Raw genomic sequence first — 24,874 nt, 5'->3', positions numbered from 1 at the left:
AAAAAAACATAACGATCTTCCCATCGAATCGTAGTTATGCGCAGAATTTTATTTTTAACGGTTGGGAAATGGTTCGATAACAGAATCCGAGAGGGAAAAAAGCCTGTCTATGATTTTCCGATACCCTACTTTCCGTCGCATTCCAAAATGTAACTTTACTTTATCAGAAAGACCAAACTGCGGAAGTCAAACCCCGCGATTTCGCATGTCTGGCTTCAGTTCAAACTACACGGGAACTCAATTGAGTTTTTTTAGGGCGCGGTTTTAATATCCAAGACTTCTTTCAAGATCCGCGAATTCACCCTTCCTGTAAACTCGTCTTCGTATCTTTCCAATTCCGTTACAAATTCCTCGGAAAAGCCTGCTTCGATCCTCGTTTCCGGAAAGTAATGATATCCTTTCGCCCTTCGCGGCGTAAAGGGAAACTCTATCAGAGAAAGATAGTGTTCCCATTCATTTTTAGATTCGGGCATTTGTTTTAGAATGTATTGATAACCGCGACGCACGTGTTTGATCTCGTCTTCGTAGACTTTCCTCATAATCGCGGCCTTTTGCTCGTCTCCGAATCGTTCGAAAGCCATCGTATAAATTTTTGAAAAATCGAGATTGGCTCCCTCGAACGAAATCGCCATAACCGCGTAAAATTTTTCCAGCGTCTGCATTCTCGGAATTTGTTTCCAAAAAATATAATTGAGGGGCCGGTCCCCGAGCTCCATCCCTCCGTTTTTCATTTCCGAAAGATAAAGACGGAGGTGATTCTGTTCTTCCAAAAGGGTTCGGTATAAACTCCAACGCACTCTAGAAGGCGCATCTTGAAATTTAAGAATGGCGTAGGCAAATAGTTCGATCGCCATCAACTCGTGATTGGCAAAATGATGAAGAGTGACGTATCGATTCTCATCGGAAAACAATTGTTCCAATCTGGGAATCTTGCTTTTGTGATCGCTGATCTGAATTTTTTTTTCGCGGATCGGAAGATTCGGTAAATTAGAAATTTCGAATGTCTGAATGTCTTCGGGCGGAACGTTAGGCGAGAATAATTTATCTTCGAGGCCGGCGCCGAAAAGCACCTGCTTTGCGAATTCGTTCAAAGTCATCTTTTAAGCGGGGTGTTTGGAGGCGTCGAATCCGAGTTCGATGATGGAACCCTGGATGTTCTTTTCATCCGGGTTGAGGGAAATTTTTCCTTCTCCGCAGTGATACATGATCTTAAACGTATCCATCAAAGACTGGATGATTTGTAATCCTCTTCCTATGTTTCTGTGAGGAACCTGAGATCCTCTCCATGGAAGAATTTCACATTTCTTTTCCTGGTGTTTTTGAATATAGCTGATATAGTCTTTTAGATTGGAAGTTCCGGAAGGAGTCGCAAAGGATTCTAATTTCTCCGCTTTGAGACCGGAGCCGTAGTCCATGATCCACAAAGTGAATTTACAATCCCGGATGACCCATCTGCAAATGATCGTTTCATCCGAACTGACTTTCACGTTAGCTGAAATCGAATTCGTTAGCGCTTCGTCGGCGGCCAATTCGATCTGAGTAATATCTTTTTTAGCGAAAGAATTCTCCGAAAGGGAATCCCGCAGGGCGTTACGAAGTTCTCTGATACTGGTTAGATCCGTTGGGAGAAACATAACGTAGGAACCCCCGTTATGTTTAACCAGCAATGATTCGTCAGAATCTCTCATTTCCGTTCCCGGTTGCCCGCCTTCCAAGATTAACAGCCCAAAGCAGGCGATTTGAACAAAATATGCCGGTTTTTTTCAGGACGACAACGAAATTCCTGCTTCTCCGGCGGTTTTTTCAATTCTCTGGAGGAGTTTTTCTTTCCCCAAAAGCGGAAAAAGAATCGGCAACTCCAAACCAGCTGACTTTCCGGTGGTTGCGGCCCGGATCGGCATAAAGAGAGTTTTTCCTTTCTGACCGGTAATTTCCCCGATCTTGGACATTGAGTTCTTATAATCCTCATCGGTCTTTGGCTCAGAATTCTTCAGCATTGCATAGAATTCTTTTACTACCTTGGGACCATCTCCTTCTTTTAGGTAACCAGCCGCATCTTCCGACTGAATCTTCAGGTCCGTAACGAAGAATTCCGCGATGTAATCCGGAGCCTGAGTCAGGTTGTCCAGATACACTCTAACAGATTCGACGATCGAAGTAAGTACAGGGTTACTTATATTTTTTACTTCTTCCGGAATATCTTTTCTATCTTTGAGAAAAGGAAGTAGATTGCCTAACACTTTCGATATATCTAAATCTCTTATGGTCCGATTTGATAACCAATTGAGTTTCGATTTCGGATTCATCGCTTCCGCGATTTGCGCCAGGTCCGAGAAATTTGTGACCGCTTCCTCGTCTCCGCCTTTCGGTTTTTTGAATACGTCGAATGTAGACGGCGATTTGGAACAACGGTGAACGTCGAAGATTTTTTCCAACTCGTCGCTCGGAAGGAATTCCCTTCCATCGGCCGATGTCCAACCGAGAAGCGCCATGTAGTTTCGAAACGTTTCCGGTAAATATCCGAGATCACGGAACGCAAGAATGGAAGTAGCTCCGGCTCTTTTCGAAAGTTTTTTACCGTCCATTCCGACGATCTCGGACGCGTGTGCAAATTCCGGAGTTTCATAACCGAGGGCTTCGTATAACAAAATTTGTCTCGGAGTATTGGAAAGGTGCCCGACTCCTCGAATCACGTGACTGATCTTCATAAGCGCGTCGTCCACTACGACCGCATAGTTGTAGGAAGGAAACCCGTCTGACTTTACTATGATGAAATCGCCGATCAACTTCGTTTCAAACTTTACTTTTCCCTGTATGATATCGTTTACGATCAACGTTTTGGAAGGAGTTTTGAATCGAATCGAATACGGAATTCCTTGTTTGATTTTTTCCTCGACCTCTTCGTCGGACATGTTCGCGTGAAGTCCGTCGTAGACGTAGGGAACCCCCATCGCTTCGGCTTGTTTTTTCTTCGCTTCCAATTCTTCCTGAGTACAAAAACAACGGTAGGCCTTTTTTTCTTTGAGAAGTTTATCCGTGTATTCCTTATAGATCGAAATCCTTTCGCTTTGAATATAAGGACCGAATTCTCCGCCTGCGCCCGGACCCTCGTCCCAGTGGATTCCCAACCATTGCAAAGATTCTAATATGATTTTAAAAGACGCTTCGGTGGAACGGCTTTGATCCGTGTCCTCGATTCTTAAGATGAACTTTCCGCCTTGGGACTTTGCGTATAAATAATTGAAGAGTGCGGTTCTCGCTCCGCCTACGTGGAGAAATCCACTCGGGGAAGGTGCAAATCTGGTACGAACTTCTCTGGTTTGATTCATGGGGATTGGCTTTTCTCGTTCGAAATTCTTATGATAGGATAATTTTTGAAATTAGCCGTTGTGGTAAATGGTTTATTTGCAGAGAGATCGTAAAATGAAAGGGATTTTTTTTGTTCGTTCTTTCTCAACGCGAGAAGATCCACGTCGGATGGAAAATCCAGACAATAATAATCGACATAAGATTCTCCCTTTTTCAAAGGAAGAATCGGAATGGTTCCCGTAAGTCCGATGGCCGGCGGGTATTCCAAAGATTCATAGTCGTAGTCTCTCGAAGAGGTCGAAGTCCCGTTCGCCGAAATGAATTCCGTCTGCATGATTCTTACTAAAATTCCCCGAAGACCGTGTTTCCATTTCAGAGTTCCGATTCCAGGAAGGAATCTCGTCTCTTCGCTTTCACGGATCCCGCCCTCGTCTCCGATCACGAATTCTTTTTTCACGTTCTCCAGCGGTTCCGATTTTGCAGATGGATGAAAAATCTCCGGAACATTTTTTGAATTCGATTTTTCGATTCTTTTGGAAACGAATTTCGGAATGAATTCAAGTTTGCGTTTATCGTTCGGATCCCTCTGAAAACTCCCCCTCCACTCCGAAACGTCCAGGACGACCCTTTCGGTTTGTTCGGTCTTTCCGGACAATTCCATATATTTTAGAATTCCTTGGACCATTTCTTCCTTTCCGGTTTGGCTTCTTAAAAAGATATAACGGGCTTGAAAACTGGAATTCTCATAGTACGGAGAAACAAACGGAGTCGAAATGAAATAAATCTGCGAAGAATATTGTTCGGAAAAACTCTTTGGATTTTCGAACAAATGAAGAACCGAACTTCCACAATGAAAAAAGAATAAGGAAATTCCGGACAGGAGGAAAACGAAGATCGGAAATTGAAAACGAACTGAAACCGGTTTAAAGAGGCTGAAAACTTTTTTCATCTACTTGTAGATCGTGCTTTTTGCAAAAACCGGCAAGGAAAAACCCAAAAATTAAACTTTCTTTACAAAAACGGGGGGTCCGATATGCAAATGTCCGAAAGTGAAATTTACCCTCTTTCACCTGAAAAATACCGTTATTAAATCCAGTCGGCTTTTTACAGTTGACAGGATAGTGTTCTAGAATTTCGTTGGCCAAAACTGTATGAAGAATTCCAATCCACCAAAGCCTAAGGATGCGTTTCCAAAACGCCCCTTTGAAGACCAGGTCAATGACGACCAGAGAAAATATTCGCGTTATGTTTGCGATTCCAGGGCGATTCCTCACGAAATCGACGGTTTGAAACCCGTTCAGAGAAGAATTCTCTGGGCAATGTGGAATTCGGATGCGAGAAATCGTTATACAAAAACCGTAAAAGTCGCCGGTTTGGCGATGGGATATCACCCTCACGGAGATCGTTCCATTCAAGACGCGCTTTCGCAGATGGCTCAGGACTTTACTTTTGCGAATAATATCCCTCTCGTTTCCGGAGAAGGAACCTTCGGAGACGTTTTGGATCCGAGTGCGATCGCTTCCCCTCGTTACACCGAAGTAAAACTTTCCGACTTTGTTAAAGATTTGGGATTTTTCGAAAGTTTGCCGGATATCGATTACGTTAAGAATTACGACGAAACCGAAGACGAGCCGATTCATTTTGTGGGAAAGGTGCCGATCGTTTTACTCAATAATATCCAAGGAATTGCGACCGGCTTCCGTTGTTTTATTCCAGCGCACAGACTTTCCGATATCGTAAAGTCTCAGGTAAATTATTTAAAAACTAAAAAGCCTCTTCCGCTCAAACCATGGTACAAAGATTTCGGCGGCGAAATCAGAATGGCCGAAACGGAAGCGGGAAATATTACGATGGCGACTTCGTTCGCCTTCAAATGGGAAGGAGATAATCTTTATCTTACCGACGCGCCGATGAACTGGAACCGGGAAAAAGTGGTTTCACTGATCGACGACATTCTCGAGAGAAAGGATTCCTGGTTAAAAGACTACGTCGATTATTCCAGCCAGACCTTTAGAATCGAACTTCAATATAAGAAGGGCGAAAAACCGACTCAAAAAGAAATCATGGCTCTCTTCAACAAAGAAGACGTCCAGACTCTTGCTATGAACGTGATCACCTACGACGGTAAGTTGAAAAACTTCAAACCGGAAGAGATCATAAAACGATTCTGCGATTTCAGAAAAACTCATTTGATCCGAAGATTCAAACGTCTCTCGGGTTTGGAAGAGGAAAAAATCGAAAGGAACTCCGAACTGATCCGTTTTATCAAAGAAAAATGGAACGAAAAAGTGATCGGAATCAAATCCAAGAAGGACTTTGAAGACAAACTCAAAGCCTCTAAGTTCAAATACTTCGAATGGTTGTCCACGATTCCAGTCTATAGAATGACTATCGACGAGGTTAGAAAATGCGAAGAAGCGATCGTAGAAGCGAAGACCGCCCTCTCGCGTTATCAAGGTTTGGTGAAAGAGGACAAAAAACTGACCGATTTCATGGTCACCGAATTGGACGAACTTCAGACAAAATGGGATAAAGTATGAGCGCCGACAAAACAAAAGTAAAAGAAAAATCATCCCAAGAAAGAAATTTTAAAAAACTCTCCAACGTGGAACACGTTCGGATGAGAACCGGTATGTGGCTGGGACAAAATTCTTCTTCCACATTCGAACAACATTTTTTTCGCAAGAACAACGAGGGAAAATACGAGATCGTTCACGAAGAACTCGAAGACGTTCCCGCCAAGTTAAAATGTCTCGACGAAGCGTGTATGAACGCAGTCGACGAATATCGTAAGAATCAGAAGGACAAAACGATTCCCGAAAAGGATAAGATGTCCAAACTGATCATTCAGCTTTCGTCGGACAGAAAGAGTGTTACGATTACGGATAACGGAAGGGGAATCCCCGCCGCAAACGCGGAAGGCGTTTATCTCCATTTGATGTACGGAGAAAATTTCGACGATCACGTAAAACAGGATCACGTCGCGGGACAAAACGGAGTCGGGATTTCACTCGTGAGAATGGTTTCCAGTTATTTCAAAGTAAAAACTGTAAATGGCGGCACGTCGTTCAAAAAACTTTTCACGGTTCACGACGACGTAAAAAAACAAATACGTTCCTACAAACTTTCGAAGGACGAAACCGATCGTATTTTTCTATACTTTGACGAACACGGAAAATTCACCGATTGCCCTCTTCTCACGAAGGATCAGATCGAAAAATTAGGACCGCTCCTTAAAAAAACGAACATGCAGGAATTGGTCGAAAAGGCTTCGAAAGAAGATCACGGAACCTCCGTGGAATTCGAACTCAATCCGAAGTATTTCAACAATCTCGATGTTTCGTTTAACGTGGATTTGATGAGACAGTATCTCCAAGATATCGCGATGACAAACCCGGGTTTGGAAGTTCAGTTCGTATTCAAAGGAAAGAAAGACAAGTTCAAATTCAAAAAAGGGCTCGATGAAATCTTTTCGCATTCCGATCTCGTTTACTACAAAATGGATTTCAGCGCTCCGGGTTCGGCTTCCCAGCTTCATCTGGAAACCTATCTCGTAATCGGACAAAACAAAAACCTGACGTGGGTGAATTCCATCTTCGCTCCGCAAGGCGGATCCGCGATCGAATATCTTGAAAATAGAATTTGCGACGAAGTTCGTAAAAAAAGTCAAATTGTGGCGTTGGAGAAAAAGCTCAAAACAAGTTCCACAAGAAACGACGTAAGAAACTGTTTTCACATGTATGTGAACGCGAGACTTCTCAACCCTCGTTTTAAATCTCAGGATAAATCTTACCTGATCAACGACCTCAACGAGGACATTCGAAACGCGGTCGATAAACATCTTGAGAAGTTCATCAAGAAGACCGGCCTTTTGGAAGAGATCAAACTTCAGATGGAAAAGCGGACTCAGCTCAAGGCTTTCGAAGATGCGCAAAAAGGTCTCAAGAAAGCGAGTCGGATGAACATTCCAAAACTTATGCCGCCGACGGGAAAGCCAGGCGATCCCGGAAGAGTTTTGTTTGTTGCGGAAGGGGATTCTGCGATCGCAGGTTTGCGTCCTGCGAGAAATCCGAAATTGCACGGACTCTTTCCTTTGCGCGGAAAACCTCTCAACTGTAAAGGAATGAGCATTGCAAAAGCGATCGCAAACGAAGAATTAAAAAACATCGTCGCGATTCTCGGATTACCTCTCGATCAAAAAGTCAAATCCATCGAAGAATTGAACTACGAAAAGATCAGCATCATCACGGATGCGGATTTCGACGGCTATGCGATTCGTTCTTTGATGTTGTCTTTCTTTTACGAATACTGGCCCGAACTTTTTGAGTTGGGTTTTATTCATATCTCAAGCGCGCCGCTTTACGAAGTGGACGTCAAGTTCGCCGACAAGAAAAAAGAAACGATCTTCTGTATCGACGACAAAGACTACGAGGATTTGATCAAACGTGTGGAAAAAGGCGGCGGAGAAATCACCCGCAAAAAACGAAACAAAGGTCTCGGAGAAACCGGAAAAGAAGCCATGAAGTTTGCTGTGGATGAATGTATGACTAAGATTACCATCGGAAATAAAAAGGAAGCGTCAAAAATTCAGAATCTTTGGTTCCACAAAGACTTCGCAGAACAAAGAAGAGACGCGATTTCAGAATACGCGATGAGCGTAATCGAAGACTAATCCGTCTTTGCGTTAACATTTCCAAACGATTTATAAAATTAAGTCGTTTGGAAATTTCTGTTCAGTTCTTGGCATTTTGGAAAAATTCGATACGACTCCGTAAAAAAAATCAATTTTTCGCAAATACAAATTCATCTTAGCCTGAAGGCGTCAATTCTTTCACTGTAATTTTTTTAAAACGCGAGTTTGCACTGAGACAACTCGTCAATCTATTTTAAAACGAGCCGATTGTTACGACAAACCATCCTGCTTTAAAATTCTACTTGAAAACGGACTCAAAGCCCTCTGGGTAAAATTTTACGAAAATATCTTCTTATACGCCGCCGGAATCAGGGTACAAAATTCCGGATAAAAAGAGAGTATATATGGATAATTTGAATATATAAAACTATTAGAATATTCTAAACAATTCGTTCGCTCTAAAAAAATCGGATCAGCTTAGAACTCCTTGCCCGATGATGTCCATAATTTTTCTTAACTCAGCCTCATCGTCAAATCCTTCGTCTTTACTCAAAACAAATCGATAGATCAGATAAGAAATGTTGATACTAAAGGAAGTTTTCACGAAAGTTTCCGGATCTATCGATTTTCGAATTTCACCTTTCTCTTGAAAATAACGGACCGCATCTAAAGCGGGCTCGAAGAGATTTTCTTTCCAGATCGAACCGAAATATTCCGCAAAACCGGAATCGTGAAGAATCGCGGATGCGAGAATCCGTACTTTGTGATGATTCTTCTTCGCTGCTTCGATGCGATTCCTCATAATCGTAAGAGACCACTGCTCAAAGGAAACGTTTCTTTCTTCCAGGAATTTACGGAGTTCCGGCATTTGCTCCGCAAAAGCGGTTTCATAGACGATAGAAGACAAAATTCTGATATAGAGATCTTTTTTCGTAGGGAAGTATTTGAACAAGGTTCTCTCGGTTACCTTTGCTTCTTTCGCAATCTCGGCGGTCGTCGTTCCTTCGAACCCTCTCTCGCCAAAAAGGGTTTCGCCGGCTCGAAGGACGTCTTTTTCCTTCTCGCTTGACGGATGGATATATTTGCCGTATTCGATCAGTAATTTTTTTCGATTCAGTTTCAAGGCGTTTCCCTACGTTCGATTCTGAAACTCGAGCTTAGAATGAAAGTAGAATTCAGAATTGGATTTTCTTTTTTTAACTAATCTTAAAAAAAGTGCTTGTATAGTAAATACAATACCTGTTAATTTAAATGTATAGTATTTACTATACTGAGGTGTTTATGAAAGAAGTTGATTTGACGATTCCCAAAATTCTTCCTGTCGCCTGGCTAAAAAAAGGGGTTGAAACCGCCGTATCCGGCACGAGAACACTTCCGGACGGCAGGGTTCAATTTTGGATTCGACACGCGCCCGTAAGAGGTGTTACTCCGAAAATGCTCGTTTGGTGGTTTTCACACCTTGAAGGAAAGATGGAATATGAAGGCGGAGATTACGAAAGATACCGAGTCTGGCATCCAGAAGACCACGTTCACGCGAGTTACGAAAAAAGACTTCCCGACGGTTCGATCGGACCGGGCGCTTCCATTCGTTTAGTGGAATATCTCGGTAGAAATAAAAATTACATCGTAAACATAGTCACCGATATTGAAAAGTTAGACGAAACAGGTTACATTCATAATCCGAAACTGGAAGGAAAATACAAAGTCGCAAGAATGGAGTATACTTTTGCGGAATTCGGAAACGATACGATCTACGAAAACTGCCTCATCATCGGTTGGAAAGGATGGACCTGGAGACTCATTCGTCCATTATTCTTAAAATTCGTTTTTAACAAAGCGAGAGGATTGGCTTGGATTCGTCATAATATCGAAGAGGTGGGACAATTCGAACGTTTCCTTCCCGAACTCTACAAAAAGGAAAATTCTTCGAGACTGGAACGAAGTGCCGTTTGATCGAAAACGCATATTCCGAAAAATCGTTTAAAATTTCAGAAAGACAAAATATCAGAAAATTCTTATATTATCTTCTCTTTCGTTTTAAGTCGTGAAAGGAATTCATTTTTTTTGAATTCCTTTTTTGGATTCTTTTTCATACCTGATTGACGGCCCGGATCGCGGAAGCAAGAGCGCCTTCGACGGTTCCGTTTAATTCCGCGGTATGTTCTCCGGCGAAAAAGATTCGATCCATAGGCTTTAGCAAGGATATGATCGATCCGTAACTTCCCGGCGGAAACGTCGCGATCCCGGATGGAACGTATTTGGAATAGGCCGAATCGCTACTTTGAATCCGAGTGACTTGCAAATCTTTCTTCTGGCTCAACCGTTCCAAAGCCAGACGGATGTATTCGACCTTCAGAGCGTCTGTGGAAGCCGCCATAACGTCGTAACGGTCTCCCGCGGAGATCATCCCCAAAACTTTTTCTTCCGAATTCGACTTTGTTCCGGCGTCGTAAAGAAATCCCGCCGCGGAATCGGAATACGCGGAAAAATTTTCTCTCGTCCAGGGAGCTTCTCGAAGCATTAGAAAAGTTTTATATATTCTTGAATATCGAATTCTCAGCGCGGATAATTTCTTTTCTTTGTCCAATTCCGGCTCCCATTGAATCGATGTTAGTTGGCTTGCGGGAATCGTGGAAATACAAGCGTTCCCTTCTATCTTCTTCCCGGATGCGGTAGTAACGGCGACTTTTCCTTCTCCTTGAAAAACCGATACGACCGGATCGGCAAATACGGTTTCGGTGTTTTCCAGAGAAAAAACGAGAGCCTTTGCAAGAGCTTCCATTCCGCCTTCGATTCGAGTGTTGTATTTTGGAAAATTCGTTAGATCGGATAAGACTTTCTGCGCGGAAAGAGATCGTAAGGAATCTCCATAATATAAGGAATATTTAAAGTTCAAAATCGCGAGATCTTCGGGAGTCATTCCCTGGTAGATTGAAAAATTATAAAAACTGATTCTGTCCAACTCTTGTTGTTGAACCGAGTTGATCTTGGAATTCATCTGAACGAGTTTGTTCAGAATTTCCTGAGACTTCGGCGAGATATCCCAAGTACCGGCTTTTTGGTAGGAGCCGAAAAAAAGATCGGATTGAACTTCGAAATCCGTTGTCTTCAATCCCAATTCTCTGACAAGACTCCGCGCGGTTCTATGTTCCGCTTGAATCCACTCCGCGCCTAAATCCAAAAAATTTCCGCTCGGATCAGCGACCGTCCGGATTCTTCCTCCCAAACGATCCGTCGCTTCGATCAGTTTTACCTTTATCCCGGTTTTTCCCAAAAGGTAAGCCGCATACAATCCGGAAATTCCACCTCCAAGGACAATTACGGTCTTTTGTGGCCCGGACGATCCCTGCGCACGTAAATTCATCCCAGGAAGGCTGGAAATGCCCGCGGCGGTCAAAATTCCTAACTTGATAAACTCCGATCTGCTTATTTCCATTTTTAAGTCCGAATTGAATTCGGGAATTCGATCCCAATCTTTATTTTCGGCATTTCACCCTTCTTTCTAAGGAAAGATTTTGACTAAAAGGAAAGGAAATCTTCCGTATTTTTCCGTGGGAAAATTTGTTGCCCGGACAGAGTCGAAATTTTCCCCTGTCCCTAAGCTTTCAGGGAGGAAGTTGGGTGTAATTCCCACGCTGACCCGCAACTGTGATTTCGATTTTCGAAGGAAAGTCGATAAGCCAGATCTTCCCCGCGAACAAAGTCCTCGAGGTAGGGACAGTTCGAAACTCGCCTACGCATTTTCATGCTTCCGCGATGGGGTCCCGAAAGACGAACGTCGGGGGACCCGAGTGGAAAATCTAACTTTTACAATCCATTCGTTTAGATCGGATTCTAATTTGAATTCAAACGATTCTAAACATAGAATCTTATCTGCCCCGACAAAAGACAACTTTTGTAGGAAACAACCATGAAACGTAATGTACTTTGGAACCTTTTGGTAACTACCCTTCTCCTTTTGGGAACAGTGAACTGTTTTGAAACGAAGTCGGAGGATAATAAGAACGATCAAGTCTCCAGTATCTTAGCGATCGTCAATGCAACGAATCTGCAAATCGCAGGAACTTGGAACGCTTACAACGGAACTCCCACTTATGCAGGCGACGCATTCAACTCCGCAGGTACGGTCAAGACCGGAGAATATACGATCACGAATTACACCTTCAAGCAAGCAAGCAGCACTGGCACGTCCACTTACGAAGGAAATATCGTAGCGTATGATAATTCAAAACAGGTTATCTATGTTCAATTTACGGTTCATCCGTTCGGCGCCGTTGGAAAATTCTCAGCTTACTACTGGAATTATTTCAGCGACAATAAGTTTTATTTCTGCGGCGATTTAACCGGAAATAAAACCACTTTGGATGCAATCAAAGCGAGCACTCAAGTAAACGACAAAACGAATATGAACGCCGGCTGTTATACGAACAACACCTTCACGCCTGGAACCGGTTTTGTTTGGAATCGTTTCGAAGCGAAATAAATTAAAGAGCGGAGTAAGCGGATTTCTTTTTCGAAGTCCGCTTGCTTCGGGTAAAACTATGAAAAGTATAAAACTACACGGACCGCGAATTTTCGTTTTTTCCGTTCTTCTTTTTTTATCCTTAGGATGTAAGGAGACTCAAAAGGAAGATTCGGAATCCATTGCAACTCTGCTTTTCCTTGTACAGACGAACGCGAATAACGTTTTCAAAAATCCTTGTCGAAGCCGTTCCGCAATCGATCAAGTCGGAATCTACAACGCCAAACAAATCGTAAGCGCTCCTGCGGATCTCGGAACCGGCTTTCAAGATTCTTCCTGTGCGTCGGACGGCATCTTGGGACTCGGCAATTTCAACGGATCTCTGGACGTCTTCACTTTGGATACGAACGGAGCGGGCGCGTCACTCGTGCTTGGATGGAACGGAAAAAAAGTTCAAAACACGACGGGTAACGACTTTATCGTTTTTGAAAATCCGTTTCAACAGAACAACAGCCCGACAAACGTTTTCCTGGAACCAGTAGTCGTAGAGGTTGGGAACGATCTTACGAATTGGTGCGGTTGGAATCCCGCGTACACGGGCGGCGGCACATTCTCTACGAACCCCGCAAATTGGCTTCGATTTGCCGGACTTCGATACGTGGATTACAACCAGGAAAAAAATCCTATGGATTCGGCGACGCTCTTCGCTTCAGGCGGTGGAGACGGGTTCGATCTTCTCGACGCGAACTTCGGCGCTTCCGGAAACGGTTGTAACGGAACCCTAACGGCAAATCTGCAAACCAACGGATTTCTTTACGTCAGACTCACTTCCGCAAAAGCGATTCTGACAACTCTTCCGATCCCCGGTGCGAATGAAAATCCGGACATCGACGGCGTTATCGCAAAACAACTCAGTCCTTAAATTAGGAGAATCTAATGAATCAAATCAATCTCGTTTTACAAAAATGGAAAAACGCTTTTAACCGAAACGAAGGCGTTTCGACTTTAGCGGTGATTCTTGCGGGAATTTCCCGGTTTTTACCTCATCCCTCCAACTTCACTTCGGTCGGCGCAATGACGGTTTATTCGGGCGCCCGAGTTCAAGGCTGGAAATCGTTTTTATTTCCGATGTTTATCCTTTTAACCACGGATTATATTCTTTCTCGAATTCACGGTTTCGAAATGTTTTACGAAGGTTTTTTTCTCGTTTATCTTTCGCTGTTGATAAACGTCCTTCTCGGAAAATTCTTTCTGAAGGATCAAAAAAAGCTAATGTTCGTTTCCGGAGTCGCGCTTTTGGCGAGCGTCCAGTTTTTTCTCCTTTCCAATTTCTCCGTTTGGGCTTTTTCCTCTCTGTATCCGAGAACTTGGGAAGGATTGCTGACCTGTTATCTGGTTGCAATTCCGTATTTCGCAGGTACGCTGTTAGGTGATTTGCTTTACACTTCCGCGTTATTCGGCATACTAGACAGAGTGGAATTGAAGTTTAAGGAAAGAATTTCGATTTCTAAAAATCGGACGGAAAAGGAACTTACTGTTTGAATTTAAACGAACTCCATTCTAAAATACAAAGCAAGATCGATCTCAAAACGAAACCTCCCGGTTCTTTAGGGACCTTGGAATCGTTAGCCCTTCAGATCGGACTGATTCAGAATACGGATTCTCCGGAACTAAGAGAACCGCATATTTTGGTTTTTGCCGGAGACCACGGAATCGCAAATTCCGGGGTCAGTGCTTATCCCAAAGAAGTTACTTATCAAATGGTATTCAATTTTTTGAATGGAGGCGCGGCGATCAACGCGTTCTGTAAACAAAATTCGATTCATCTCAAAGTAGTCGACGCGGGCGTCGACTTTTCTTTTCCTCACGATTCCGTTTCCAAAAATTCGGATTTTATCAGCGCAAAGGTCGGGTTCGGGACCAAAAACATTCTTATGGAACCCGCGATGACTAAGGAAGAATGTGTTCAAGCTATCGAAAGAGGAGCTTGGATTTCAACCGAAGCAGTATCAAATAATTGTAATATCATCGGCTTTGGAGAAATGGGGATCGGAAACACTTCCTCCGCGAGTTTGATCACCGCCGCGGTTTTAGATAAGGATCTAAAAGAAGTCACCGGACGCGGAACGGGACTAAACGATCAAGGTTATCAAAAGAAAATCGTAATTTTAGAAGAATGTCTTCGTAAATACAAATCGAATCTACAAACTCCCTTCGACGTCCTTCAAATTTTCGGAGGATTCGAGATCGCAATGATCGTAGGCGCTATGATCGATTCCGCAAAAAAAGGAAGAATCATTTTGATAGACGGTTTTATAGCGAGCTCCGCATTTCTGATCGCACAAAGAATGGAACCTTTCATCATTAAAAATGCGATCTTCTGTCATAGATCCGTCGAACCGGGTCACACATATATATTAGAAGAATGGAATGCAACTCCCCTTCTAAATCTCGGCCTCCGGCTCGGAGAAGGAACTGGGTGTGCGATCGCTTATCCGATCATTCTTTCCGCAGTGTCTTTTTTAAAGGAAATGGCCTCCTTTGAGTCCGCTAAGGTGGATCAAAAAATTTGATCTTTTCTTTTTTTCGGCAAGAATGGAATCGTTTTTGCGCTTCGTGGATGTTCAATACTAGACTTCCTGTTCCTCCGTTTTATATCTATTCCGAAGAAGCGCTCTCCCGTTCTTCCCGATATTTTCCTTTGATCGGTTGGATCGTTTCCGCCGGCGCGTCTTTTGCGAGTTACGGATTGGCGCAGATTCTTCCGATCGAAATTTCGATCGTATTAGGAATGATCGTAAGCGTATTGATCACCGGTGGATTTCACGAGGACGGACTCGCCGACGTCTGCGACGCGTTCGGCGGCGGTTGGAATAAAGAAAAAATTTTGGAAATTATGAAGGACAGTCGAATCGGAACCTTCGGTTCGATCGGTTTAATTCTTTCCTTAGGATTGAAATTTTATCTCTTGGTTGAGTTGTTCAAATTCTCACCTAAGATTTTTTTACTTACCTCCTGGTTCGCACATTCCGCAAGCCGATGGTCCGCGATGGTTTTGATGATGTTGATTCCGTATGCAAGGGACAACGATCTTTCCAAATCCAAGCCGATCGTTAAGGAATTGTTCGTTTCCGATTTTATCGTTTCCACGGTGTTTGGATGTTTTCCCGCATTCTACTTCTTAAAAAGCTATCCGAATCAAATCCCGCACGTCCTTCTCGGTTTTGGATTCGCATCCATTATGATCTTCTATCTTAGATACTATTTTAAAAAATGGATCGAAGGTTTTACGGGTGATTGCCTCGGCTTCACTCAACAAGTCACCGAATTACTTTTTTATCTCGGAATTTTGATTTCTTGGAATTCTTTTTAATCCGACATTCGACTCCGGACGTTCCGAAAGGAACTTGTTACGGAAGAACTGACCTTTCTCTGGCTTCTAATTTCGAAATAGAATTCGAAACAATCCGTTCCAAACTGGATCGACCTTTGGATAAACTTTATTCCAGTCCAAGTCGGCGTTGCAGAGAGTTGGCTGAATTCTTAAAGAACGATTCGATCGGAAAAGCGGAATTATCGGATCTTCTGATGGAATTGGACTTCGGTTCTTGGGAAGGAAAACTGTGGTCCGAAATTCCAAGAGCGGAATCCGAATACTGGACGAACGACTTCGTAAACCAAAGAACGCCTAACGGAGAAAGTTATCTCGATCTTTCACAAAGAGTTTCCGCTTTTTTGGAAGGGATTCTTCTTTCTTTACCTATGGACTCTAAAATCGGAATCGTAACCCACGCGGGAGTGATCCGAACCTTTCTTTCCCGGTTGACTTCCCTTCCTTTAGAGAAAGGATTTCTGTTCGATTTGGATTACGGGTCGGTCAGCAAAATTTCCACGGGTAAGAATGGGACAGAATTTTTTTCCAAGGTAGTCTATTGGAATCGATGACGGAATTATCGTTCGACTTCGTTTCAGATTCCGAATTCAGATCGAAAAACTTTTTTTGAAAAATCCCAAATCTACACTCGATAGTTTTTTTACAAACAGCCGATAGAATGGATAGTATGCGTTCCAATCTTAAGATAGTGTGGATACTTTGTATTTTATTTTTTGTTAACTATCGTCAAAGCGCATCCGAGATCCCCGAACGTTCCAAATTGTTCATCATCGACGCGTCCGGTTCTATGAATGAATATTTAGGAATTTATCAAAAAATTCATCTCGCCAAAAAACACGTTAGTCGCTATGTCTCGACGCTTTCACCGGAAACCGAGATCGGTTTTTTAGCTTATGGAAACAGAGTTCCCGGTTGTTCCTCGTCCCGCCTTTATCACCCGCTCGAAGCCGGAAATCCGGATACGTTTAAAAATCGTCTATTCGGCCTGACTCCGTCGGGCGCGACTCCTTTGGCGGAATCGATTCGGATCGCCGGAAGTATACTTTCTCAGAGAAAAAAGGAAACGGAAATCATCTTAGTTACGGACGGAGTGGAAAGTTGTTACGGAGATCCTAAAAAAGAAATTCAAATCTTGAAACAAAAAGGAATTCCTTTTAAATTTCACGTTCTGGGTTTGGGTTTAAAGCAGAACGAAGAACAACAAATGAAAACTTTAACCGAAGAAGGAGACGGAACCTACTTCGGAGTCGAAGACGATTCTTCGTTTCATATTGCATTGGATGCGCTGAAAAATCGTTCCTCTTCGACGACTTCCGTTCCGCCGCAAAGAACGGAAGCACAACAGGATACGATGGTGTGGTTTGAAAAAATCCATCGAAATCAAGAATCGGATTCCAAAACAGTTTATACGATCGACTTCGGATACAAGGCTCTAAAAAGTTCGCATAATTGCGTCTTATTCAATCTAAAACAAACGCCGATCCGTTCCAACACGAACTTAGGTGCGAAAAGAATTTCTTCTCCGGAAAGTTTGATCTTGAGCAAAAGTGAATGTTTCGATCGTAAAGAGGGTGGCGGAAAATTTACGATCGAAATTCCGAAACAAAATTCCTTGTACGGCGCCTTGGAACTTTGGGATATGACCGAAGTTCCCTCTCCTCTTGCTGTTTCAAAAGAAGAGGAACTACGTTAGACGTCACAGACTAAGATCGAATTCCGAAGGAAAGCTGACCTTGTATTTCAGTTTGATCTCTTGTTTCTGATTCGGTTTAACGTCGACTTTCCATTCTAAAATTCCGGAATCTTTTCTTAGTTCGGAATAATTCGGAGTAGTGGAAGAATCGATCGTTATCTGAACGCTCTCCACACCGGAAACCGGAATCGATTCTTGAAAGGAGATGGTTCTCGTTTCCTTGCCGAAGTTTTCAAGTTCCACCCGAATCAACTTTTCGATAACCTTGGTTCCCGATAAAAGTCCTTCTTTGGTCTGATTGGAATCTTTTCGATAAACGGCTCGAATTTCGCTTTCCGATCCGAAAGAAATTTCGGCCTTTTCACCGGGACTGATATAACCGAAACTCGAAGTTCCAACCATTCCTGCCTGACGAAAAACCGCGGCCTCTCCGGGAAGAATCGGGAAACCGGAAAGATTTTTAAAACTTCCTCGAATGAGCGGATAACGTTTCAAAGCGGGAACGTAAAGAGCGCTAAAAGCTGCGTCCGCAGTGAACGAAGCTAACGATAACTTTTTAGATTCCTTTCGAGATAAGAGCGTCACCGGTTTCGAATATCGGAACAAGAACCCGCTTCCTGATTCTTCGCTACTTCCGGTCGTAGGCTCCGTATTCGCTTCGGGAGTTTCCGCCTCGGGAGCGGCGCCGTTTTCTCCGGCCGTCGCTTGTGTTTGGAAAGTGATCAGGTTGTCCTTGTTAGTTTGTTTTTTTTGATCGTATAATTTTTGACTGGAAAGCCTCGGTCTTCTTCCGCTGACATCGGGACTCGAAGTGGATAATAAAAGATTAATATTGTTCCAATCTTCTCCGCTTTCCTGGACGATCTCCGCCAAATACTCAAGTTCTATTTTTTCCCTTCCTTCCATACGAACCGAGTAGAAAGGCTTCCAAGAAACCCCGCCCGATTGATAGGTCAGATTCAACTTGGCCTCTTTTTTTTCCGCTCCATTAAAACTGACGAGAACCTTTGTTATACGCGATGCTTTTTCCGAAAGGGAAAGAATCACGCTCAACTTGTCTCTCAAATCGGACAATCTTTTACGCAGATCTTTGATCGAACGATGCACATCCTGATTCGAATTCAGGGCGTTTTGAATCGCCTGGCGATTATTGTTAAGCGACAAAAACCATTTTTTAGAATCGGCTTCGTTCTTTTTATAGAAAAGATTTTTGGAAACCAATTCCGCAATTTTCAATCTTGTATCGGTGAGAATTTTTTTGAGGTTCCTTAAATTGGAATCCTTACTTTCATAAGCCTCGATTTCTTTTTCCAAAACGCGAATTTTTTTCTGCAGATCCAGCGCTTCCTCATTGTGAATGATCGCACCGGTTTCAATCCAAGTGCTCGAGCCGACCACCGAAGCTCCCGGCGCTTCTACGGAAGCGACCAAAGACTCGTCCTGAAGTTGAACCGGAAGGTTTCGAATTACGAGTTCGTTGACTCCGGGTTCCAATTGAATCTTTCCGCTTCGTAAAACACCGGCGGAGGATTCGTACAAAGTAACGTCTTGAACTTTCAATTCGATATCTCTTGCTTCCAAAGGGAGGCTTTCGAGTGTCGTGCCCAGAAAAAGAAGAATCCCGAATTTCAAAAGACCGGAACCGAATCGATTTTGTTTTAGAAAGGAGCGTATTCTTATTTGTAAAAGTTTCATATCAGTATCCCCCCAATCCAGGCGTTCTGATCAGACGGTTTTCTGCGGGATGACTTACGGAATATTCAAATTCTATAATTTTCTTGCCGCCTGCAGGAAGTTCCAGCTTGTAAGTCAAAATTCCTTCCACGTTCTTTTCCGGAATATCCTTTCCCGGGTCGAATTTAATATCGACGCTATCGTCCACGGTGTAAGGAATTCGATCGATCAAAGTGATCGCACTCGTTCTCTTTTTACGATTCCTAATTTCGATGCTCACTTTGTATTTGATTTTTGTTCGTGAAGAGATCACGCCTTCCTTTTGTTCAAAGGAAGTTTCTCTTCGATTTACAAGAATGTCTCGATCCTGACCCAATTCCATACGAATCGCTTCGCCGGGTTTACTTACGCTCAAAACCGTATTACCGAGTAGAGTATTTCCGGAGAAAACCTCCATCGGTCCGGCGAGTAAAGGTTCTCCTTCCGAATTGGAAGCCTCCACAGTGAGATAAGCGCCCGGTCCTGCGATAGGCGATGTCGCATAACCTGGAGAAAGAGAAAGCGACTTCTTTTTTAAAAAGACTTTGTTGAGAGATCGATCGGAAGGAATCGTTTCTTGAATGCCGGAAGAATATTGATAATCGAATCCTTCCAAAGGAGAAGGAGGAATCAAACCTCCCGGGATTTTTTGAGAGGATAGAATCAAACTCCCCTTTCTCAATAAATCCTCCGTATAAGTTTCGATCGAATTCAATTCTTTCCTTGAAAAGTCCGATAGTTTGGAGAATTTTTTAAGCGCCTCTTGGCCGTAATAATTCGCCTGATCGTACTGCCCGTTCTTGAAGTTATACTGTTGATTAGCCAGATCCGTTTTTAACTGATTGAGATTGTCTTCCGTTCGAAGAGAATTTGCACGATTGGAATAATTCTGTTCTATGATCTGACGCGACTGTTCCATCGGCGCCTGAACCGGCTTTCCGCTATTTATTTCTTGAGCGTATCCGTCCGCTTTGGAGTTGGAAGGCATTCGTTTACTTCTCTTTTTCGATTCCTCTTTTTTTTCTTTCGCGACCGCTCCGGCCATTGGTGCGGAATCTTGATTTCTGATAGATTCTTCGTTCACTTCGTTGTACTGTTGTTTGGAATCTTCGACCGTGGCTTGAGTTTGAATTCTCCATTCCCTTACGATCGGAAGATCGATATCGAGATCGGGATTGGAAGCGGTAAAAAATAATTTTACCTTATCCCAATCTTCTCCGGTATCGTTTCTTACAAGCGCGAACCAACTCAGATCTCCGCTTCTCGACTCCTCGGTCAGCTGCAAAGAATATCTTGGAAACCAGCTCGCTCCGGGAATCAGATACTTGTATTCGATCAGCGCTTCCGTATCTTCGGCGGTTTCAGTTTCAAGATAAAGTTCCTTTCTTTGTTTTGCCTCGAGTCTTCCCAAATGATCGAGACGAGCATCCACTACAAGTCCTTCCTCCCGAACTTGGTCCAGGGATTCCAACTTTTTTTGTCTTAACGAGGAAAGTTGATTGAGATGTTCTTGATATTGTTTTTGAAATCCCGCTAAGAATTCGGGATCGGCGGCTTCCTCTTGAAGCGCGTGATCGCTTCTTAAGACCGGAGAAATTTTCACGATCGTTTTTTCTTCGTCGATCAATTCCTGAATTTCCAAGCTCAACAATTCGATCTGGTCGTTGATCGTATCCTGCCTTTTTAGAAGGGCCGCAATTTCCTTCGTTCTTGCCCTTCTTTCCACTTTGATCTTTCCGCGAATTCCTCGGATCTTTACCTTTCGTGAAGAATCCGGAAAACGGACCGATATCGTTCTTTCGGAAACCTGATCCGGAATCTCCCCGAGGTAGATCTCCGAACTTCCCGCTTTGATCTTTGCTCGAAGATTTCTCGTCACATACGCAAAACTCGAGTATAAAACCACGGACTGAATCCGCGAAGGGTCCGTCTTATCGGAGTTAGGTGTAATTCTTTCTGCGGAAGTTCTTTCCGGCTCTTCACCGGACTCGTCCTGTCCCTGTGCGGAAACGCTCAAAAAAAGGAAAATCAGCAACAGATTCAGAAATAATTTATTTTTAGTCCGTAACTGCGAAAGGGATTTGTGCATACGGTTTTCTCCAGGAAACCAGAGTTTCTTCTCCACGAAAAGAAACTCCGATTACCGGCTTGGGTCAACCGTTTTCCCTTTGGTTTTAGAACTCGAGTTTCAGAACGTGCTCTGTGGTTGAGGCTTTTGACCTTCCACGCTGAAGAATCGTTTCTGACTGATTAAAAAACTTCCCAACACCGTCAAAGAAACGATCGATCCGATCTGAAGAATTCTAGGCAAAGCAAGAATCCATTCGTGGCTCAAGATCAATCTCAGTTTTTCAACGCCGGTGAAATCCATCGGAAATAGGAAAGAAATTGCCACGATCGATCCCATTCTTACGATCTCGGAAATAAGACCGCTGGTTTTCGTTTCAAAGATCGCGCTGATATTCCAAAAAGTCCAAAGAACGTAAAATCCAAGAACCAACATCTCAAAAAGGGGAAGTTCTTTTTTGAATTCTATGTAGATCATAGAAGCGGCGATCCCAAAAGCGAATTGAACTGCCGAATAAGTCATGAGAGTCGCCGGAATTTCAGTATTAAATTTTTTATAAGTTTTTTTGTCGATTTCGGGCGGAGAAATAAATTTACCGATATCGGCCGGCATCCAACCGGGAGGTTTGATCCAAATTAGAATCTTGTCCTTCCAACTTTTTGTCTTCCAAGAGATCTTTGCCAAATCCTCAAAATGATGTATCTGGGCGTGGATTGGGCTCCAAGTTTGGAGGGGTTTTACGATTCCATAAATCGGTTCGTCCTCTTCTTCTATATAAGTTCCGAACATTCTATCCCAGATACAAAACGTTCCCGCGTAATTTTTATCTATATATTTCGGGTTTCTCGCGTGATGCACGCGGTGTTGAGATGGAGTATTGAAGATATATTCGAAAATTCCGAGCTTACCTATCAATCGAGTATGAATCCAAAATTGATAAGCGAAATTCACCTGAATACAGATCACAAACATCATCGGAGAAAAACCTATGACGGCCAACGGAAGGTAAAAGGGGAGAGAAAAAAGATTCTGAAACATTCCCTGTCTCAAAGCGACAGTGTAGTTATAATCTTCACTTTGATGATGAGCGACGTGAGAAGCCCAGAAAATATTGATTTCATGTCCGAGACGATGATACCAATAGTAACATAAATCGGCTAACACGTAACATGCGATCCAACCGAGGACGGAAGATTCTGAAATCCGGAAAATTCCAAAATTCTTATATACCCAAGCATAAACGGAAAGTAAGGCCACGGTTACAAAAACCGTAAAAACCTGCATATAAATTCCCGCCGTGAGATTGCTCACGGAATCCTTAAATCGATAGACCGGTTTTTTAATCGCGTATCCCGTAATCAGTTCTACCGCGAGTAGAACAAAAAACACGGGAGTAATCAGCTCGATGAGATTTTTTTCCATTGTCGGTTCGCTTCCTATTCTCTTCTTATAGAATGAAATGTTCTAATCTCCGTAAGGTGATTTGTGAACAGATCTCTTCCTAAAATTGACTCTGTAGCGAACGCTCGTGTCAAGAAAAAAGGAAACCGCAGCGAAGATATAGCCAATCGTTAAATAACGGTCGTTACAAATACTGGCCTTTTTTCTTTCACAGACAGAATACCTGAGTATTGTTCAAAAGAAGATCGTCATCGAAACGCCGACCGTCCAGATATATCCGCCGTAAGAATAATTCGGGTTCCGCTCCGTTGGAGTGTATTTATTTACTTCATTGGCTTTCAACTGGTGATTTTCGATCACGACGTCAAAGATAAGAGGCTTTCTGAGACGATTCATAAATTTAAAAGTAGTGGGACTAAACACATAAGAAAACCCTAAACTATAAATGTTGCGGTCGGAATCCATCCAGTTATTTGCTCCGGGCATAGAAGGAAGCGGTGTCGGCCTCGTAGCAAATCCGAGTCTCGTTTTTAGAAATTTGAAAAGCGCGTACTCCGCGCCGATTCTAAAATTCGTAGTATCATGGAGATAAAAATGCTCGGAATATTTTTCTTTGATTCTTGATAGTTTGAATTGGCTCCAGATCTCCCGGTTAACGTCGAAACTAAGCACCAAACGGTCGTTAGGTCTAAATCCGAGTCCGTAAGAGAATACCCTCGGATTAAAACCGTCCAAGATCGCAAGATCAAAGTCCAATTGGATTCCGAGAAGAGTCGTTTGCGCTCTAGCGGGAACGGGATCCACCTGCATCACCGTTTCTCTCTTGTAAGAAGCGCCTAAACTGAACTTACCGTAAGAAAACTGTAAACCGTAAGTGGGATTGATCAAAGGTTTTACGGTAAGAATCACTTGTGAATTCGCAGAAACGGGATCGGGAGAAATCGGAACGTCTTTCATTAAAATACTTCCGGTTCCGCCCGCGAGCGCCGTAAAACCAACTCCTGCAAACAGACGATCCTTCCAAATTTCAAAACCGAGACCGCCCATAATCGTGGGCCTTTCGTTGCTGACTCCCTGTTGCAGATAACGTGGGACCGTTGGATTTTGATCGTTGAGCGTCAGAAGATTTCCGCTTCCAGGCACGATTGCGTTGATTCCGAAACGAAAGCCTCGGCTCATGTCGAACATATCGTTTAGATTTAAGGTGAGTCCTAAGCCGACAAAACTGTCCCTGATTTTATTTAGGTTTTGATTCCGAGGAGCCGTGGTATGAGAAGTCGGATTAGCATACATGTATTGGAATGTGACTTCGTGAACGCTTCTCTCGGGTCGGTTCGCGGGCTTATATTTGAAAACGTCTTTGGTAAAACCCTCTTTTGTATCGATCCAGAGTCGCTTGTACCAAGGGCCGACTACAACAACTGGCGGTTGATTTGCGGGATCACTGGGATCCACGTTAGGCGGAACAACGGGAGGAACATCCTTATTTTCGGGACTTGGATTTTCCGGATTATTACTCCTAGCCTCTTTTTCGATCGCGGCCAGAATCAGATCGCCTTCCGAAAGCCTGCCTAAACCGGCCGGATTGTAAAACACGGCCGACGAGTTATTCACGATCGCGGTAACCGCGCTTCCCATTCCCGCAGCGCCCGGATGGGCTCCGTAAATATCACCGTAACTTCCAGCGTAGCTTTTCTCGTGAAAGCCGAGCCCTAACAGTATAGCTATCCCTATAGTTCTTTTTAACTTATAAATTTTCAATTTCGCCTACCCTCTTTCCAACCGAATCGATGAAGGAAAGATACCCTTTGTCTTTTACGGTCTACTGATATTATTATTAAATATCAGTTATTTTTAAAAAGTTCGGATTATCTTATAAAGGAAGGTCGAAAAAGTCGAGAAAAATATCTTAAAAATTAGAGCGTACGCTACAATAACGTATTTATGTTCCTTTTTCCGGAGAAGAATTCAATGATTTTGCACTTTTCGGAAATGTATTTTCAAAATATATTTTCATAAGATCCGCAAATCGCAAATATCCTATAAATTTCCCTCCGTCTAAAATCGCTATTTTATCTAGGTCCTGATCTATCAAAAGCCTGAGTAAACTTGCCAGAGAATCTTCCGGTTTTCCAAAGGAAGCAGAAGTATCGGTCACATCCCCGACCGTTATCAGATTGCCCGCGAACCGACCCGAGAGA

General features: G+C 43.1%; 19 protein-coding genes and 2 pseudogenes. 10 read left to right on the top strand and 11 right to left on the bottom strand.

The features are described from left to right. Positions 1 to 251: 251 nt before the first annotated feature. From CH376_RS18815 to CH376_RS18800, 4 genes are all read right to left on the bottom strand, one after another. Complete coding sequence (locus CH376_RS18815) at positions 252 to 1,097, bottom strand: DUF455 family protein (RefSeq protein ID WP_100784656.1); 846 nt, start codon at positions 1,095 to 1,097, stop codon at positions 252 to 254. Positions 1,098 to 1,100: 3 nt separating this feature from the next. Continuing rightward, positions 1,101 to 1,688: an ATP-binding protein gene (locus tag CH376_RS18810; RefSeq protein WP_100784774.1), complete on the bottom strand. Its 588-nt coding sequence runs from the start codon at positions 1,686 to 1,688 to the stop codon at positions 1,101 to 1,103. 75 nt (positions 1,689 to 1,763) lie between these two features. Continuing rightward, complete coding sequence (gene gltX / locus CH376_RS18805; RefSeq protein WP_100784655.1) at positions 1,764 to 3,329, bottom strand: glutamate--tRNA ligase; 1,566 nt, start codon at positions 3,327 to 3,329, stop codon at positions 1,764 to 1,766. Then, positions 3,326 to 4,258: an LIC_13346 family putative lipoprotein gene (locus CH376_RS18800; RefSeq protein WP_100784654.1), complete on the bottom strand. Its 933-nt coding sequence runs from the start codon at positions 4,256 to 4,258 to the stop codon at positions 3,326 to 3,328. Before CH376_RS18800 ends, gltX begins: the two co-directional genes overlap by 4 nt. 202 nt (positions 4,259 to 4,460) lie before the next feature. On the opposite strand from CH376_RS18800, the gene CH376_RS18790 reads away from it, so the two are divergent. Both CH376_RS18790 and CH376_RS18785 read left to right on the top strand, forming a co-directional pair. Further along, positions 4,461 to 5,849, top strand: a complete 1,389-nt coding sequence (locus tag CH376_RS18790) for a DNA gyrase subunit A (RefSeq protein WP_100784652.1) — start codon at positions 4,461 to 4,463, stop codon at positions 5,847 to 5,849. After that, positions 5,846 to 7,981 (top strand): toprim domain-containing protein, encoded by a 2,136-nt coding sequence (locus CH376_RS18785; protein ID WP_100784651.1) that lies wholly within the window; start codon positions 5,846 to 5,848, stop codon positions 7,979 to 7,981. Before CH376_RS18790 ends, CH376_RS18785 begins: the two co-directional genes overlap by 4 nt. Positions 7,982 to 8,414: 433 nt before the next feature. On the opposite strand, the gene CH376_RS18780 is transcribed toward CH376_RS18785, so the two are convergent. Beyond that, positions 8,415 to 9,065: a TetR/AcrR family transcriptional regulator gene (locus tag CH376_RS18780; RefSeq protein ID WP_100784650.1), complete on the bottom strand. Its 651-nt coding sequence runs from the start codon at positions 9,063 to 9,065 to the stop codon at positions 8,415 to 8,417. A gap of 158 nt (positions 9,066 to 9,223) precedes the next feature. Here CH376_RS18780 and CH376_RS18775 point away from each other — a divergent pair, with 158 nt between their 5' ends. Then, the gene (locus CH376_RS18775) at positions 9,224 to 9,895 is read left to right on the top strand and encodes a DAPG hydrolase family protein (protein ID WP_100784649.1); all 672 of its coding nucleotides are present in this window, start codon (positions 9,224 to 9,226) and stop codon (positions 9,893 to 9,895) included. Between the two features lie 136 nt (positions 9,896 to 10,031). Here CH376_RS18775 and CH376_RS18770 read toward each other — a convergent pair whose 3' ends face one another. Beyond that, on the bottom strand, positions 10,032 to 11,378 hold the full coding sequence (locus tag CH376_RS18770) for a flavin monoamine oxidase family protein (protein WP_100784648.1): 1,347 nt from the start codon (positions 11,376 to 11,378) through the stop codon (positions 10,032 to 10,034). A 474-nt stretch (positions 11,379 to 11,852) separates the two neighbouring features. On the opposite strand from CH376_RS18770, the gene CH376_RS18765 reads away from it, so the two are divergent. From CH376_RS18765 to CH376_RS18735, 7 genes and pseudogenes are all read left to right on the top strand, one after another. Then, positions 11,853 to 12,425 carry an LIC13354 family exoprotein gene (locus tag CH376_RS18765; protein WP_100784647.1) on the top strand — a complete coding sequence of 191 codons (573 nt, stop codon included), beginning with the start codon at positions 11,853 to 11,855 and terminating at the stop codon, positions 12,423 to 12,425. A gap of 58 nt (positions 12,426 to 12,483) precedes the next feature. Continuing rightward, the gene (locus CH376_RS18760) at positions 12,484 to 13,326 is read left to right on the top strand and encodes an LIC_13355 family lipoprotein (RefSeq protein ID WP_100784773.1); all 843 of its coding nucleotides are present in this window, start codon (positions 12,484 to 12,486) and stop codon (positions 13,324 to 13,326) included. 14 nt (positions 13,327 to 13,340) lie between these two features. Further along, positions 13,341 to 13,946, top strand: coding sequence for a DUF6580 family putative transport protein (locus CH376_RS18755; RefSeq protein ID WP_100784646.1), 606 nt, complete (start codon positions 13,341 to 13,343; stop codon positions 13,944 to 13,946). Beyond that, positions 13,943 to 14,977: a nicotinate-nucleotide--dimethylbenzimidazole phosphoribosyltransferase gene (gene cobT / locus CH376_RS18750; RefSeq protein ID WP_100784645.1), complete on the top strand. Its 1,035-nt coding sequence runs from the start codon at positions 13,943 to 13,945 to the stop codon at positions 14,975 to 14,977. The genes CH376_RS18755 and cobT overlap by 4 nt, the downstream gene beginning before the upstream one ends. A gap of 47 nt (positions 14,978 to 15,024) precedes the next feature. Then, positions 15,025 to 15,777 carry an adenosylcobinamide-GDP ribazoletransferase gene (locus CH376_RS18745; protein ID WP_100784772.1) on the top strand — a complete coding sequence of 251 codons (753 nt, stop codon included), beginning with the start codon at positions 15,025 to 15,027 and terminating at the stop codon, positions 15,775 to 15,777. Beyond that, positions 15,762 to 16,349, top strand: coding sequence for an alpha-ribazole phosphatase (cobC, locus tag CH376_RS18740; protein ID WP_100784644.1), 588 nt, complete (start codon positions 15,762 to 15,764; stop codon positions 16,347 to 16,349). The genes CH376_RS18745 and cobC overlap by 16 nt, the downstream gene beginning before the upstream one ends. Before the next feature lie 182 nt (positions 16,350 to 16,531). After that, positions 16,532 to 17,491: pseudogene (locus tag CH376_RS18735) on the top strand (vWA domain-containing protein); the annotation flags it as partial. 3 nt (positions 17,492 to 17,494) lie between these two features. Here CH376_RS18735 and CH376_RS18730 read toward each other — a convergent pair. The 5 genes and pseudogenes from CH376_RS18730 to CH376_RS18710 form a co-directional block, all read right to left on the bottom strand. Further along, complete coding sequence (locus CH376_RS18730; RefSeq protein WP_100784642.1) at positions 17,495 to 19,186, bottom strand: mucoidy inhibitor MuiA family protein; 1,692 nt, start codon at positions 19,184 to 19,186, stop codon at positions 17,495 to 17,497. Between the two features lies 1 nt (position 19,187). Beyond that, positions 19,188 to 21,293 carry a DUF4139 domain-containing protein gene (locus CH376_RS18725; protein ID WP_100784641.1) on the bottom strand — a complete coding sequence of 702 codons (2,106 nt, stop codon included), beginning with the start codon at positions 21,291 to 21,293 and terminating at the stop codon, positions 19,188 to 19,190. Positions 21,294 to 21,392: 99 nt separating this feature from the next. After that, on the bottom strand, positions 21,393 to 22,694 hold the full coding sequence (locus tag CH376_RS18720; protein ID WP_100784640.1) for a sterol desaturase family protein: 1,302 nt from the start codon (positions 22,692 to 22,694) through the stop codon (positions 21,393 to 21,395). A 213-nt stretch (positions 22,695 to 22,907) separates the two neighbouring features. Continuing rightward, positions 22,908 to 24,434, bottom strand: a complete 1,527-nt coding sequence (locus CH376_RS18715) for an OmpP1/FadL family transporter (protein ID WP_100784639.1) — start codon at positions 24,432 to 24,434, stop codon at positions 22,908 to 22,910. Positions 24,435 to 24,615: 181 nt separating this feature from the next. Next, positions 24,616 to 24,874, bottom strand: a pseudogene (locus CH376_RS18710) (hypothetical protein); the annotation flags it as partial.

Origin of the sequence: Leptospira adleri (genome assembly GCF_002811985.1) — a bacterium.
GTDB lineage: Bacteria > Spirochaetota > Leptospiria > Leptospirales > Leptospiraceae > Leptospira > Leptospira adleri.
Note: the sequence above shows the minus strand (reverse complement) of the source record. Positions and strands in the feature narration are given on the sequence as shown.